15 protein-coding genes are annotated in these 14,435 nt (G+C 69.1%); 9 read left to right on the top strand and 6 right to left on the bottom strand.

The window, feature by feature from the left end:
- Positions 1-73 precede the first annotated feature (73 nt).
- A complete protein-coding gene (locus tag ABH935_RS25455) occupies positions 74-1,000 on the top strand; it encodes a proline dehydrogenase family protein (protein ID WP_370380437.1) in 927 nt (308 codons plus the stop codon).
- 62 nt (positions 1,001-1,062) lie between these two features.
- Positions 1,063-2,694, top strand: a complete 1,632-nt coding sequence (gene pruA / locus ABH935_RS25450; protein ID WP_370380436.1) for an L-glutamate gamma-semialdehyde dehydrogenase — start codon at positions 1,063-1,065, stop codon at positions 2,692-2,694.
- 58 nt (positions 2,695-2,752) lie between these two features.
- On the opposite strand, the gene ABH935_RS25445 is transcribed toward pruA, so the two are convergent.
- Positions 2,753-2,968, bottom strand: coding sequence for a zinc ribbon domain-containing protein (locus ABH935_RS25445; RefSeq protein ID WP_194916207.1), 216 nt, complete (start codon positions 2,966-2,968; stop codon positions 2,753-2,755).
- Positions 2,969-3,076: 108 nt separating this feature from the next.
- On the opposite strand from ABH935_RS25445, the gene ABH935_RS25440 reads away from it, so the two are divergent.
- Entirely contained in the window at positions 3,077-4,351 is a 1,275-nt protein-coding gene (locus tag ABH935_RS25440) for a S8 family serine peptidase (RefSeq protein WP_370380435.1), read from the top strand.
- Positions 4,352-4,453: 102 nt separating this feature from the next.
- Complete coding sequence (locus tag ABH935_RS25435; RefSeq protein ID WP_370380528.1) at positions 4,454-5,149, top strand: maleylpyruvate isomerase family mycothiol-dependent enzyme; 696 nt, start codon at positions 4,454-4,456, stop codon at positions 5,147-5,149.
- A 4-nt stretch (positions 5,150-5,153) separates the two neighbouring features.
- Here ABH935_RS25435 and ABH935_RS25430 read toward each other — a convergent pair whose 3' ends face one another.
- The 3 genes from ABH935_RS25430 to ABH935_RS25420 all read right to left on the bottom strand — a co-directional run bounded on the left by ABH935_RS25430 (position 5,154) and on the right by ABH935_RS25420 (position 7,877).
- On the bottom strand, positions 5,154-5,705 hold the full coding sequence (locus ABH935_RS25430; protein WP_370380434.1) for a DUF1990 family protein: 552 nt from the start codon (positions 5,703-5,705) through the stop codon (positions 5,154-5,156).
- A 22-nt stretch (positions 5,706-5,727) separates the two neighbouring features.
- Positions 5,728-6,789, bottom strand: a complete 1,062-nt coding sequence (locus tag ABH935_RS25425) for an alpha/beta hydrolase (RefSeq protein ID WP_370380433.1) — start codon at positions 6,787-6,789, stop codon at positions 5,728-5,730.
- A gap of 212 nt (positions 6,790-7,001) precedes the next feature.
- Positions 7,002-7,877: a YihY/virulence factor BrkB family protein gene (locus ABH935_RS25420; RefSeq protein WP_370380432.1), complete on the bottom strand. Its 876-nt coding sequence runs from the start codon at positions 7,875-7,877 to the stop codon at positions 7,002-7,004.
- A 129-nt stretch (positions 7,878-8,006) separates the two neighbouring features.
- Here ABH935_RS25420 and ABH935_RS25415 point away from each other — a divergent pair, with 129 nt between their 5' ends.
- Complete coding sequence (locus ABH935_RS25415; protein ID WP_370380431.1) at positions 8,007-8,867, top strand: DUF72 domain-containing protein; 861 nt, start codon at positions 8,007-8,009, stop codon at positions 8,865-8,867.
- A gap of 36 nt (positions 8,868-8,903) precedes the next feature.
- On the opposite strand, the gene ABH935_RS25410 is transcribed toward ABH935_RS25415, so the two are convergent.
- Positions 8,904-9,611, bottom strand: coding sequence for a class I SAM-dependent methyltransferase (locus ABH935_RS25410; RefSeq protein WP_370380430.1), 708 nt, complete (start codon positions 9,609-9,611; stop codon positions 8,904-8,906).
- Here ABH935_RS25410 and ABH935_RS25405 point away from each other — a divergent pair.
- Positions 9,597-10,124, top strand: a complete 528-nt coding sequence (locus ABH935_RS25405) for a MerR family DNA-binding transcriptional regulator (protein ID WP_370380429.1) — start codon at positions 9,597-9,599, stop codon at positions 10,122-10,124. The two genes, ABH935_RS25410 and ABH935_RS25405, sit on opposite strands and share 15 nt — an antisense overlap.
- A gap of 30 nt (positions 10,125-10,154) precedes the next feature.
- Here the strand turns inward: ABH935_RS25405 and ABH935_RS25400 are convergent, their stop codons facing one another.
- Positions 10,155-11,459, bottom strand: coding sequence for a hypothetical protein (locus ABH935_RS25400; protein ID WP_370380428.1), 1,305 nt, complete (start codon positions 11,457-11,459; stop codon positions 10,155-10,157).
- Positions 11,460-11,596: 137 nt separating this feature from the next.
- On the opposite strand from ABH935_RS25400, the gene ABH935_RS25395 reads away from it, so the two are divergent.
- The 3 genes from ABH935_RS25395 to ABH935_RS25385 all read left to right on the top strand — a co-directional run bounded on the left by ABH935_RS25395 (position 11,597) and on the right by ABH935_RS25385 (position 14,335).
- Positions 11,597-12,040: a hypothetical protein gene (locus ABH935_RS25395; protein ID WP_370380427.1), complete on the top strand. Its 444-nt coding sequence runs from the start codon at positions 11,597-11,599 to the stop codon at positions 12,038-12,040.
- Positions 12,041-12,050: 10 nt separating this feature from the next.
- Positions 12,051-13,214, top strand: coding sequence for a cystathionine gamma-synthase (locus tag ABH935_RS25390; protein ID WP_370380426.1), 1,164 nt, complete (start codon positions 12,051-12,053; stop codon positions 13,212-13,214).
- A 146-nt stretch (positions 13,215-13,360) separates the two neighbouring features.
- Positions 13,361-14,335, top strand: a complete 975-nt coding sequence (locus ABH935_RS25385) for an EamA family transporter (protein WP_370380425.1) — start codon at positions 13,361-13,363, stop codon at positions 14,333-14,335.
- The last annotated feature ends 100 nt before the right edge of the window (positions 14,336-14,435 follow it).

Here is a 14,435-nt window from a genome sequence, read left to right as displayed (position 1 = left end):
GTATGACGAAATCGGACACTGATCGTGGCAGTCGTCTATATCCCCGCCGGACCTGCCGTCCTACCTTCGTGCCATGCTCAGCCAAACGCTTCTCGCCGCGTCCCGCAGCGCCAAGATGCGCGGGATCATCACCGGTGTCCCCCTGACCCGCCGCGTCGTGGACCGCTTCGTCGCCGGGGACAACCTCGACCAGGCCAGCCTGGTGATCGGCGACCTGGTCGAGCAGGGCCTGGCGGTCACTGTGGACCGGCTCGGCGAGGACACCCAGGACGCCGCCGCTGCCGCCGCCACCCGCGACGCCTACCTGGAGATGCTCAAGCGCTTCGCCGACCTCGGCATTGCGCACCGCACCGAGGTCTCGCTCAAGCTCTCCGCGCTCGGCCAGAAGCTCCCCAAGGACGCCGAGAAGATCGCGCTGGAGAACGCTATAGCGATCGCGGAGGCGGCGCGCGACGCTGGCACCACCATGACGCTGGACATGGAGGACCACACCACGGTCGACGCCACCCTGGGCGCGCTGCGTGAACTGCGCGGAGAGTTCCCGTGGGTCGGCGTCGCGATCCAGGCCGCGCTGTTCCGCACCGAGGGCGACATCACCGACCTGGCCACCGCCGGCTCCCGGGTCCGGCTGGTGAAGGGCGCGTATATGGAGCCCGCCTCCGTCGCGCACCAGGAGAAGCACGAAGTGGACAAGGCGTACGTGCGCGCCATGAAGACCCTGATGCGTTCCTCGGCCTACCCGATGATCGCCAGCCACGACCAGCGCATGATCGACATCGCGCACGCGCTGGTCGCCGAGACCGGCCGCAAGCAGGACAGCCACGAGTTCCAGATGCTGCACGGCATCCGGACCACCGAGCAGCACGCCCTGGTCGCCGGCGGCGACACGATGCGCGTGTACGTGCCCTTCGGCGACGACTGGTACGGCTACTTCATGCGCCGCCTCGCCGAGCGCCCGGCCAACGTCATGTTCTTCCTGAACTCGCTCGTCAGGCGCTGACCGAGCCCCGAGCACATCCCGACGAGCCCAGAGCACCGACAGAGGGGACAACCAGTACCGCCATGGATGCCATCACCCACACCCCCGCTCCGGTCAACGAGCCGGTCCGCGCCTACGCTCCGGGCTCGGCCGAGCGCGAGTCGCTGCAGCGCCGCGTCGCCGAGCTCGCGGCCGAGCGCCACGAACTGCCGATGACGATCGCCGGACGGCGCCGGATGGCCTCCGGCGAGCGCGTCGAGGTCGTCCAGCCGCACAACCACAAGCACGTCCTCGGCGACACCGCCAACGCCTCCGCGGCCGACGTCGCGGACGCCGTCGCGGCGGCCAAGGCGGCGGCCCCGGCGTGGCGCGCACTGCCCTTCGACGAGCGCGCGGCGGTCATCCTGCGCGCGGCGGACCTGCTGTCCGGCCCGTGGCGCGACACCGTCAACGCCGCCACCCTGCTCGGCCAGTCGAAGTCGGCGCAGCAGGCGGAGATCGACAGCGCCTGCGAGCTCATCGACTTCTGGCGCTTCAACGTGCACTTCGCCCGGCAGATCCTGGCCGAGCAGCCGCCGGCGAACTCCGCCGGGGTCTGGAACCGCACCGACTACCGGCCGCTGGACGGCTTCGTCACCGCGATCACCCCGTTCAACTTCACCGCCATCGCCGGCAACCTGCCGACCGCGCCGGCGCTGATGGGCAACACCGTGGTCTGGAAGCCCTCGCCGACGCAGCAGCTGGCCGCGCAGTACACGATGGAGCTGCTGGAGGCCGCCGGGCTCCCGGCCGGCGTCATCAACCTGGTCACCGGCGACGGCCTGGCGGTCAGCGAGGTCGCGCTGAACGACCCGGAGTTCGGCGGGCTGCACTTCACCGGCTCCACCAAGACGTTCAAGACCCTGTGGCGCCAGACCGCGGAGAACCTGGACGTCTACCGTTCCTACCCGCGGATCGTGGGCGAGACCGGCGGCAAGGACTTCGTCGTCGCGCACCCCAGCGCGGATGCGGCCGCCCTGGTCACCGCGCTGGTCCGGGGCGCGTTCGAGTACCAGGGGCAGAAGTGCTCCGCGGCCTCGCGCGCCTACATCCCGCGCTCCCTGTGGGAGTCCGGCGTGCGGGAGCAGCTGGCCGACGTCACCGGGACCATCACCTACGGCGACGTCACCGACTTCTCCTTCTTCGGCGGCGCGGTGATCGACCGGCGGGCCTTCACCAAGCACAGCGACCTGTTCGCGCGGGTCCGTGCCGAGGGCAAGGTCGAGATCCTCGCGGGCGCCACGGCGGACGACTCGCAGGGCTTCTTCGTGCAGCCGACGGTCCTGGTCGGCGACGACCCGCACCACGAGATCTTCACGGACGAGTTCTTCGGTCCGATCCTCGCTGTGCACGTCTATGACGACGCGCGCTATAGCGAAGTCCTGGAACTGGTCGACAGCTCGACTCCCTATGCGCTGACCGGCTCCGTGTTCGCCACGGACCGCGCGGCCGTGGAGGAGGCGCACAACAAGCTGCGCTTCGCCGCCGGCAACTTCTACGTCAACGACAAGCCGACCGGCGCGGTCGTCGGCCAGCAGCCGTTCGGCGGCGGCCGGGCCTCCGGGACCAACGACAAGGCCGGCTCCGCGCAGAACCTGCTGCGCTGGCTGAGCCCGCGCACGGTGAAGGAGACCTTCGTGCCGCCGGTCGACCACCGATACCCCCACATGGGCTGAGAGCCTCCCTCGGCATTCAGCCCGCTGCTGCTCCGTTCTTAGGAGCTCGCGAGAGCTCCTAAGAACAGCAGCCTCCGCCGCAGCATCCGCCAGCGTTGCCGGATGCTGCGGCGGACTTGTTCCCGCCGCCGACGTTCACGGCGACCGCGGAGATCAGCTTGACGGTGTCGTCGTGGCCCGCGGGGCACACGGCAGGCGCGGACGCCTCGGACATAGGTCGGGACAACTCAAAAGTGTCGCCACACGCGCGACAGCGGTACTCGTAACGGGCCATGGACTGAATCATAAACGGTAAGTGATTTCCGCCTAGTGTCGGAAAAGGGTCTATTAAGATCTTCACAGAGGTTTGCGTTATCTGGTATGACACGCGATCCTATTGCGCATGTCGCACCGCTTGGGGTTGCTCATGGGTGTCTGTGGCATGGTCGCTTTGGCGGGCATGCCGACTACAGTGCGAGCCGACGACGCCGTGCCCAAAGCCGCATCCCAATGGCCGCTCACCTACCTGAAGGCCGACCAGGTGTGGCAGCACTCCAAGGGCGCCGGCGTCACGGTCGGCCTGGTGGACTCCGGAGTCTCCCCTCTCGGGGACACCCGCGACAACCTCCTCCCCGGCGCGGACTTCTCGCTCGGTCCGGACAGCAGCGGCATCGCGCACGTCGACACCGACACCGACAGCCACGGCACCACGATGGCCGTCCTGATCTCCGGGACCGGCGCCGGCGACGGACTGCACGGCCTGGCGCCCGAAGCGAAGATCCTGCCGGTGCGCATGCAGCAGGAGACCGGTTCGGACCCGGTACACATCGCCGACGCCATCAAGTACGCGGTCGCCCAGCGCGTCAAGGTGATCAACATGTCGCTCGGCACCGCGGACACGCCGGAGATGGCGGCCGCCGTGAAGCAGGCTGAGGCCGCGGACGTCGTGGTGGTCGCCGCCGCCGGGAACTACGGGGCACAACACGTCATCATCCCGGCGGCCTATCCCGGGGTGGTGGCGGTCGGCGCGATCGACGACACCGGTACGCGGTGGTCGGGTTCGTCCTACGGATCGCAGGTCGCTCTGGCGGCCCCTGGAGTGGGGATCCCTGTAGAGGACGCCAACGGAGTGCCGAAGACCGCGAAGGGCACCAGCGAGGCCTCTGCGTACGTGACCGCCTCCGTCGCTCTGGTCCGTGCGATGCATCCGGACTGGACTGCCGGACAGACCATCCGTGCTCTCCTGGCGACCGCCACAAAGGCCGGTGGCGCTACAGGACTACAGCGCAACAACACGTACGGATACGGCATCGTCAATCCGTTGGCGGCGCTAAGCATTGGTGCGCCGGTCGCGAAGGACAACCCGCTGCTCTCCGGCGCGGCTCCCTTGGCCGCTTCCCTCCCCGTACCCGCTCCGACGCCTACGACAGCGGCTCCGGCGACGAGCGGTAGCTCCTCATCCGCCGCCCCTGCGCAGTCCTCTCCAGGGCACATGACTACAGAAGCTCTGAAGAACTCCACGAAGGCGGCTGCCACGGCCAAGGCCGGGCTGTTGCCGTCCCGCCGGGACAAGATCTTCGCCGCCGCCGGAGGCGCGGCGGTCCTCGGACTCCTGCTGTTGCTGCTGAACGGTTCGCTGAAGCGGAGAGCACTGCGGAAAAACCGCGTGTGGCACTAAAGCGTGTTCCTAGGCAGGGCGCACAGTCGGTGGGAGAGTGAAGTAGTGGACCTGATTGCGCACTTCGAGAGGGAAACAACAGCTTTCCATCGTGCCGCCCTGATGGCGGCGATGCCCGACACCCCGCTGCCGGTCCCGTCGTGTCCGGACTGGACCACCGCGGATCTGGTGGGGCATCTCGGCCACGTACACCGCATCGTGAACCACATCATCGTGGAGCGGTTGGAGTCGCCCCCGCCGGACCGGAAGACGATGTTCAGGGCGCCTGCCGACGCGACCGGCGAGGACCTGGCCGACTGGTTCGCCGAGGGGGCGACGGAGCTGGCCGCGACCTTCCGCACGACCGACCCGAAGACGGTCGTCTGGACCTGGGGAGGCGAGCCCGGCGTCGCCTTCTGGCTGCGGATGCAGGCCATCGAGGCGGCGGTGCACCGCTGGGATCTGGAGGGCGCGATCGGTTCTCCCCAGGCTGTGGACAAAGAACTCGCGGCTGACGGCGTGGCCCAGTTCCTGGACGTCGTGCTGCCCTTCCGCCGCCGCACCGCGAAGAAGGTTCCGCCGATGAAGGGCGAGAGCTATCGCTTCCGCCAGACCGACGGCTCCGGCGCGTGGTCCATCGCGCTCGACCCGGACGGTCCGCGTCCGCTCGCCGACGACGAGGCGGCGGATGTGGAACTTGCCGGGACTGCGTCAGAGCTCTTGCTGTTCCTGTGGCACCGCATTCCTGGAGAGCCTCTGGTAGCCAACGGAGATGCGAAAGCGCTACAGCGTTTCTTCGAATTGGTGCCGACGGTGTAGCGGGTTATCGAGGACGGACCGCCATGGCCAACAGGTACTTGTTCGTATAGCGGTTCTGGATTATGCGCGTCACGGGACCGCCTAGTCGCGAGTACCAAGCGGCGGGCTGTGAGAACGCCATGACAGTGAACTCCACAAGCCCCTCTGTGCGCGTCACGTAGAAGGCTTCCCGTCCGCGTTCCGGGTGTCCTGGCAACGTCTCGTAGGCGTACCCGGCGTGGTCCGCGCTGTCGAACTCCGCACTGATGACGCGGAGGGGAGCGCGCAGCGGGATCACTCCGGCGACTCGCGAGATCAGCCGCGCTTCGAGGCCGACCGCGGGGGCCGGAAGCGGGGCGGACAGGCCCTGGGCTTCGACCTCGACCTCGACCCGCATCCCGGCTCCGAGCTGAGGTCCCCAGGCCCGGAGCATCGCCCGGGCGCGCTCGAAGGCGCGGTCCAGCGCCGCGTCCTTCGGGTCGAAGGAGTGCGCGAGCGGGATCGAGCGGCGGAAGTAGCGGTAACCGTCGGGAGTGGGGCCGAGTGCGGCGTCGCCGGGATGCGGGTGCGATGTCATAAATCCGCCACCCGGCTCCGCGTCAGCTCCCGCTCTGCGGCGTGGACACCTCGTCGTCGCGGCCCATGGCGATCAGCGCCAGGTTCCGCAGCGCGGTGTCCCCGGTGCGCAGGTAGTCGCTGTGGCCGCCCTTGCCGGCGTCGAACAGCCGCGCGCCGAACGCCGGGTCGACCGGGTCGTCGCCGAAGCCCACGGAGACGCCCAGCAGGTCCACCTGGACGTGCGGGACGTCCGCGATGCCGTCGCTGGTCCCGCGGCCGGCCCAGACCCGCGCCGTGGTGTTCAGGTCGGCCACCGAGCCGACGCCCATGCCGGGGGAGCCGAACACCGCGATGTCCGTGACCTTCACGTGCGGCGCGGCCTGGCCGCACACCACCGAGCCGTAGCTGTGGCACAGCAGCGTCACCGGCGCCTTGTTGACCGTCCTGATCTGGGCCAGGAACGCCTTCAGCGCCTTCGCGCCGGCGTCGGCGTGGCCGAGCATGGCGATGTGCATGCTGTCCACGGCCGGCGGGTCGTAGCCGAGCCAGCCGATGACCGCCAGCGACTTGCCCGCACCCAGCTCCTGCGCCTGGTGGTACAGCGCCTCGGCGCCGACCCCCGGGCCCTTGGCGCTGTCGAAGTTGGACAGCGTGTTGCCGGCGCCGGGCACGACCACCGCGATCCGCTGGGCGTGCACCAGGTCGCCGACGACCTCGATGCCCCGGCCGTCGCCGGAGGGGTCGAAGGACAGGAAGTCACGGTTCGGAACCGCGAGGTTGCGCAGCGCGTGCGCCAGCGCCGGCTCCCCGCCGAACTGGGCCTCGTCGGCGGCCTTGGCCATCGCCGCGCGGTTCAGGTCGTAGCGCTCGGTCAGCGAGGAGGCGCTGAGCGTGGGCAGCTTCGGCAGCGGGCTGAAGGCGATCGCGGCGTGCGCGGGACCGCTGGTGACCAGAGCGGCACTCAGAGCGATGGACACCGCCAGCGTCTTGCGCGGGATGCTGTTCGGCATGATCTTGCCGGGACGCAAGTGGTCGATTTGCTCTCGCAGGCTGTGCGGCCACAACGCGGCCAGGCCGATGCGGGCGGAATCGAGCAGGCGCATCGCATCGGTTCCTTACAACTTAGGTGGGATTCAGGCGATCCTACGCGATCCGTGCAGTACCACGGGACCGGCTCGCTTGATCGCCTCTTAGAGAGAACCCGGTATCAACGCATGGAAGATCCGGACTCGTGTAGCGATCATCTGGTGTTGATCGGGATTTGTCGAGGGTCACGGAGCGTATATCGCCATGCGCCAACTGACGGACGATCCGATCAGTCGAACATCGACCGCGGCCAGGTGCGGTGGGCCCTGACCACGTCTGTTGTCACTGCCAGCAGGGTCAGCCGGGCCTGGAGATAGATCCAGGCGAGCAGCCCCAGGACCAGTCCGAACACCCCGTAGAGGGCCGAGGCGTGGCGCAGCTGGTGCGCGGCGATGAAGCCGCCGAGGTACTGCAGGCCCTGCCAGAACAACGTGGTGAGGATCGCGGCGAGACGGAGGTCACGCGCGTCTACTTCCTTCGCGGTGGCGGCGCGCATGCCCAGCCAGAACAGCAGCGCGGTGAGCACGAACGAGGCGGCCAGCAGGCCGGCCCGCAGGCTGCCGGTGAAGACGTGGCCGCCGGCCCACTCGCCGAGTGCCGTCAACACGGTCGTGGACAGGACCCCGAGCCCCATCGTGCCGATGATGCCGAGGCTGCGCAGCCAGTCCTGGGGGAACTTCGGCTGCCGGTCCTCCGGGACGCCCCAGAGCAGGTTCATCGCGTACTGCGCGGCGTTGGCCAGCCCCAGCGAGCCGATCGCGGTGACGACGATGGAGATCGCCAGCGCGACGCCGTTCCGGCCGAAGTTGTGGATGTTGTTCTTCAGCTGGTCGCCGATCACCGGGAAGTCGACGAGGGCGGAGTTCAGCACATCCTGCTGGAGTTTGGGGTTCGAGCGCAGGACGGTGCCGAGCACGGTGGTGAGGATCAGCAGCAGCGGGAACAGCGAGACGAACGCGTAGAACGTGAGCATGGCGCCCAGATAGCCGGCCTTCGCCGCTTGCAGCTCCCGGTACACCGCCACCGGGAACGCCAGCACGCGGTGGCGTTGCTGGAAACGATCGATGCGCGCGGCCTGGGCACGCAGCAGGGACAAGAGCGCCATGCCCCTCATATAAGCACTGGTGCGCGGCCGGTTTGCCCAAACCACGCGGACGGCGGGTGGACGCTCTGGGGAACGCCAGGGTGGATGCGTACAGTTCGACGCCGACGACGGTTCGCTACGCTCGACGGCATGAAATTGCACGTCGGCTGTGCGATGTGGACGTTGGGGCCGTGGCAGGGGCGGCTGTTGCCGCATCCCCTGCCGCCGCGCGAGCGTCTCGCCGCCTATGCGACGTGGTGCAACGCCGTGGAGGGCAACACCACCTTCTATGCGACGCCGTCCCGCGCCACGGTCGAGATGTGGGCCGCGCAAGCCCCGGAGGACTTCCGCTTTCTGCTCAAGCTTCCGAAGCCGGTGACGCACGAACGACGGTTGGCTCCCGATGTGTTCGCTCCTGAGGGCGCTCTCCATAACTTCTTTACAGCGATCGAGCCCTTAGGCCGCCATGCCGCTTTGTGGATCCAGTTACCGGCGTCTTTCGGTCCTGCGGAGCTCCCGACGCTGGCCGCTTTCCTCAGCCGCGTTCCGAAGGGCTACCGCTATGCGGTGGAGGTACGTCACCCTGCATTCTTCGAGAACCAGCAGAGTGTGCAGGAGCTGGAGAAGCTACTGAGCGAGGCAGATGCGGAGTGGGTTCCGTTCGACACGACAGTGCTTTACGAAACCCCGCCGACCACCGATGCGGAACGTGAGGCGTGGACGAAGAAGCCGCGTCTTCCGCGCCGTACCCGTGCTCTGACGCGCTTTCCGGTTGTGCGCTATATCGGGCGTGATGATGCCGAGCTCACTGTCGCCGGGTGGCAGCCGTGGGCTGATATCGCCGCCGATTGGCTGCGGGAGGGGCGCTCTCCGACAGTGTTCATTCATACGCCGGACAATGCCGACGCCCCGGTGCTTGCTCGGCGGTTCCATGAGGATGTGCGGCGGCGGGTGCCGGAGGTGGAGGCTTTGGCGGAGCCGATGCCGGTGGGGCCACCGACGTTGTTCTGAGCCGGGCTTGTCTGGTCCGAACTCTTCTCTTCCGCTCTACTCTGCGGCCAGGACGCAGATCACCGGCGGGCTGAGCGGCAGGGTCTCGGTGGCGATCTGCGTGAAGCCTGCGCTGCGCAACAGGTTCTCGATCTCTTGGGCTGCGGCGCGGGCCGTGTCCGCTGTCGCGCCGGGACAGCGGGGTTGTGAGGCGATGGCGATGCGGCCTTGGGATGCGAGGCGTCGGCGCAGCTCCGTGAGCTGGTCGACAGGTGCGGGCCAGAACCCGAGGGAGTTGACGGCGAAGATGGCGTCGAAGGGGCCGTTGAAGGATGCCGGGAGCTGATCGACAGGCGCTCGGACCAGGGTGACGCGGCCGGCGCGGATCGCGGCGGCGTTGCGCCTGGACGCTTGGCGGAGCATCACTGCGGAGTGGTCGACGCCGTAGACGTGGCCGGCGCCGCTGCGGACGAGTTCCTTGACCGCGACGCCGGGGCCGTAACCGATCTCCAGGACTCGGCTGGTCGGCCCCAAGTGCAGCAGCGAGACGACCCACCGGTTCCGCTGCCGGTTGGACGGACGGTGCGCGAAGACCCAGCCGGACACGCTGCCGGCCGCGCCGTGCGGATGATGACCCTGGCCGACGACGTCGCGGTCCAGCGCGCGGACGGCAGCGATTCCGACACGTCCGACCAGGTACTCCGCGGCGGCGGTATCCAGCCGCGGCCGGGGTCGTGGGACGCTTCCCTCATGGCGATTTCTCATGGCCGGAAGTCAAAGACTTCAAGTCCACTTGAAGTCAACAGGTCTGGTGACCGACTCACCATCGGCGAACTGGCACGTCGTACGGGAGTTACCGCCTCGGCCCTGCGCTACTACGAGGAGTTCGGCCTGCTGCCGGCGCCGGCCAGGGTCTCCGGGCAGCGGCGCTATCCCGAATCGGCCACCCACGCGGTCGGCATGATCCTGCTCTACAGCGACGCCGGCTTCAGCCTCGCCGAGCAGAAAGCGCTGATGGCATCCGGTGAGGCCGGCGAATGGCAGCGGATCGCCCGGCGCAAGCTCGCGGCACTCGACGAGCAGATCGCCCGCGCGCAGGCGGCACGCGACGCCATCAGTCACGGGCTGCGCTGTCGGCACAAGGACGTCACACAGTGTCCCAACTTCGACGCCGGGATCAGGGCGCGGCTCGCCGGTCAGCCATTGGCGCAGGCTCATCGGGAGCTGCATGAGGCGCGCGCTGCCGCGCCGAAGACAGAGCCGCCTCGCTCATCGTGAGCGAGGCGGCCGGGTTCTGTGTTTTGACGGTTACTTGGTGCAGGTGACCGAGACGATCTTCAACGTGCTCGCGTCCATGACGAGCGTGAACTTGCTCAGCTCCTGGCCCGAGGTGTCGGGGTGCCACTGCCGCCAGGTCGCCATGCTGAAGGTGGTCCTGGAGCCGGAGGCGGTTCCCGTCGGGTTGTCCACCGTCTCGACCAAACCGGGGACGGTGCTGCTGCACAACAGCGGAACGGTGCCGGTGCTGTTCCAGGCCGTGGTGAAGGCTGCGTCCGAGACGAAGAACGGGCGGATCTCGGCCTGCGCGTCCACGCCGAGGGACTTCTGGTCCGCGGCCAGGCGGTAGGTCTCCATCAGCCGGTTCACGTAGTCCGCGGCGTGCGTGGGGTCGGCCTTCGGCGGGTTCGAGTAGCAGCTCACGCGGGAGATCTTGGCCGCGCCGAGGTCGACGGCCAGCGACGAGTCGAAGCCGGTCGGGGCGGTCGGCGCGCTCGGGAAGGAGAGGGTCGTGACCTGTCCCTTGTCGAAGTCCCAGGTGCTGGTCGAGGCGGACGTTCCAGTCAGGGCGACCGCCCACAGGTCCGGCACGTACTGGGAGCACGAGGCCACTTCGTAGTTCGCGTCGGCGGGCTTCCACGCGGCGAACGCGGGCGTGAAGTACGGGTCCGACTTGTCGTTGAGCACCGTGGCGTCCCCGGAGACCATCGCCCCGTAGTACGCCGCGACCGGCGCGACGCCGGGGAAGTCGGCCGGCTTGGGTGCGCCGCCGCACGCCACGCTCTTGATGACGCCGGAGGTCGGATCCACGGTCACGGTGATCTCGGCCGCGCCGGCCTTGGCGTTGTCGTAGAGGGCGACCGGGATGGTCGCGGCGTCGCCGGAGGACTGGACGGCGCCGAGGACGATGCCGTTGTACTTCGCCGTCCCGCAGTCCATCGGGCGGTCCGAGCCGGCGGCCCCGGTGCCGAAGACGGCGTCCATCGTCGCCTTGTCGGCGAAGTCGGCGGCGAGTTCCTTCGGGTTCACGGGCGGCTGCGCGTGGTGGAAGCCGGTAGCGGTGTAGGCCTGGCCGTAGACGGCGGCGACTCTGGCGCGCATCGTCTCCAGCTGGGCCGGGGTGAAAGCCGCCGCAGCCGTGGTGGCTGACGAGCTTGCCGCCGCCGGCACGGCCGGAGCCGACGACGTGGCGTCCCCGCCGGGTGCCGTCGTGCTCGACGATGCGCTCGGCGCGGCCGGGGCACCGCCCGCCGGAGCCTTCGACGTGGTGCTGCATGCCGCGAGACCCGCGACCAGAGACGCGGCGACCGCGGCCGTGGCGATGCGTGAGCGCATCATCGTTCCCTTCCGAATTAATGTTCTGTCACCTGCATTGACGCGCGGCTGTCCGCAAGGTTGCGTCAGGATGCAGTGTCCATAAAGATCGGTATTGTCCTCTTCAGGTGATATGGCTGGGGCTCGGGAGGTTGCCGATGGGTTCGCTGATCGCGGGAGCGCTGAACGGGCTCGGCCCTGCGCGCGGAGTGCTCGGCCTCGCCGGGGACAACACGCCCTACGTCCCCAGCGCGCCGGTGGAGATAGGCACGCCAGGACCGCACCACGGGGTCGCGGAAGCCGGCTCGTGGCAGGACCTGATCGTCATGTTCGGCCTCGTGATCGTCATCGGCGCCGCCGTGTTGCTGTACGCCGTGCGGCAGCGGGCTCGGCTCCTGGAACGGCGGCGGGTACGTCGGATGGCCGACGCCCGGATAGCCGAAGGCCCCGCCTCCGCCCTGGCCCAGATCGCCCCGGCCGCGAAGCTGACCCACGCGACGCACACCCCCCACGTCGTCCACGCGCCGCATCCCGTTCGCACCGCGTCCGCGCCACCGCGCACCACGCCTGCCACACCGGGTCGGCCGGCCCCGAACGCGTAACCTAAAGACCATGTCCGCATCTGACGCCCACGCCCACGCCGCCTTCGAGACCCTGGCCATCCACGCCGGCCAGGACCCGGACCCGCTGACCGGCGCCGTCGTCCCCCCGATCTACCAGGTCTCCACCTACAAGCAGGACGGTGTCGGAGGCCTCCGGGGTGGCTACGAGTACTCCCGCAGTGCCAACCCGACGCGCAAGGCGCTGGAGGACTGCCTCGCCGCGATCGAGGGCGGCCGCCTCGGCCTGGCCTTCGCCTCCGGTCTGGCCGCGGAGGACTGCCTGCTGCGGACGGTGTGCGTGCCCGGCGACCACGTCGTGATCCCGGCCGACGCCTACGGCGGCACGTTCCGCCTGTTCGCCAAGGTCCTGTCGCGCTGGGGTCTGGGCTGGACCGCCGCGAACATGTCCGACCCGGCCGCCGTGCGCTCCGCGGTGGTGCCCGGCAAGACCAAGGCGATCTGGGTCGAGACCCCCTCGAACCCGCTGCTGGGGATCGCGGACATCGCCGCGCTGGCCGGCGTCGCGCACGAGACCGGCTCGCTGCTGGTCGTCGACAACACGTTCGCCACGCCCTACCTGCAGCAGCCGCTGGCGCTGGGCGCCGACGTGGTCGTGCACTCCACCACCAAGTACATGGGCGGCCACTCCGACGTGGTCGGCGGCGCCCTGGTGGTGGCCGACGAGGAGTTGGGCGCGGAGCTGACCTACCACCAGAACGCGATGGGCGCCGTCGCCGGCCCCTTCGACGCCTGGCTGGTCCTGCGCGGCGTCAAGACCCTGGCGGTGCGCATGGACCGGCACTGCTCGAACGCCCAGCGCATCGCCGAGGCCCTGGTCGCGCACCCGAAGGTGACGGCCGTCCACTACCCGGGCCTGCCCGACGACCCCGGCCACGAGGTCGCGGCCAAGCAGATGTCCGGCTTCGGCGGCATGATCTCCTTCCGGGTGGCTGGCGGCGAGAAGGAGGCGGTCGACGTCTGCGGCCGCACCGAGCTGTTCACGCTCGGCGAGTCGCTCGGCGGCGTCGAATCCCTGATCGAGCACCCCGGCCGCATGACCCACGCCAGCGCCGCCGGCTCCCCGCTGGAGGTGCCGAACGACCTGATCCGGCTCTCGGTTGGCATCGAGTCCGTCGACGACCTGCTGGCCGACCTGCTGCGCGCGCTGGGCTGAGCCACCGGGCGCTGATCTGCCGGGGCGCACAGAACGTCGCGTCCGAACGCCGCTAGGGCCACTCGTATGCGAGTGGCCCTTGTCGTTGACCCCGCGAATCCCGCAGGCTGGCGGCATATGGTCAGGACCGTGAAGGGATCAGGGGTATGACGATCGCTTCGGGCGCCGTTCACTCGGACGGAGCGGCACAGGCAAGCCAGAAGCCGGACAAGCCGAAGCGTCCGGTCGCCCCCACCCAGCACATGACGACGACGGCGTGGATCGCCCTCGCCGCCGTCTACTTCGTCTGGGGCTCCACCTACCTCGCGATCCGTTACGCCATCGAGTCCATCCCGCCGCTGTCGTCCGCAGCGCTCCGCTTCACCCTCGCGGGCCTGATCCTCCTCGCCTTCCTCGCGATCCGCCGCGGCCCGTCGGCGCTGCGTGTCACGGGGCGGCAGCTGGCCTCCGCCGCGCTGATCGGCACGCTGCTGCTGCTCGGCGGCAACGGCTTCGTCGTCCTGTCCGAGCAGTACATTCCGTCCGGCACGTCCGCGCTGCTGGTGGCGTCCGTGCCGCTGTGGATCGTGGTGTGGCGGGCGGTGGCCAAGGACCGGCCCACCGGACGCATGCTCGTCGGCGTGCTCATCGGGTTCGCCGGGCTCGTGGTCCTGATGCGGCCCGGAGGCGGCGGCGCGCACAACTACGTCCTGGGCGTCGTGCTCGTGCTCATCGCCTCGATCAGCTGGGCGTTCGGCTCGGTGGCGTCCAAGGTGTGGCTCACGCCGCCGAAGGACCCGTTCGTGGCCTCGGCGTACCAGATGGTGTTCGGCGGCATCGGCTGCGCGATCGCGGCGGCGCTGCACGGCGAGCACTTCCATCCCGGCGCCGTCACCGGAACCTCCGTCTGGGCGACCGTCTATCTCGTCGGCGCGGGATCCCTTGTGGCGTTCTCGTCCTATGTATGGCTGTTGAAGAACGCGCCGATATCCACTGTCGCAACATACGCATATGTCAACCCTGTTGTGGCTGTCGCACTCGGCGCGCTGTTCCTGAGCGAGACCATCACCTTGGCCGTGGTTGTCGGAGGCCTGATCGTGGTGGTCGGAGTGGCCGTGGTGATAGCGACGGAACGCAGGTGAGAGACGGTTCGGTGAACGCCCGGGGCGTCTAGACGAAAATACGCTTCTGGGCGCTGTCCGCGCGCTGTGCAAGGGCTCGAACACTGTGCACAATTAGCCG

The organism is Catenulispora sp. GAS73 (assembly GCF_041262085.1).
In the GTDB taxonomy this organism is placed as follows: Bacteria; Actinomycetota; Actinomycetes; order Streptomycetales; family Catenulisporaceae; genus Catenulispora.
Note: the sequence above shows the minus strand (reverse complement) of the source record. Positions and strands in the feature narration are given on the sequence as shown.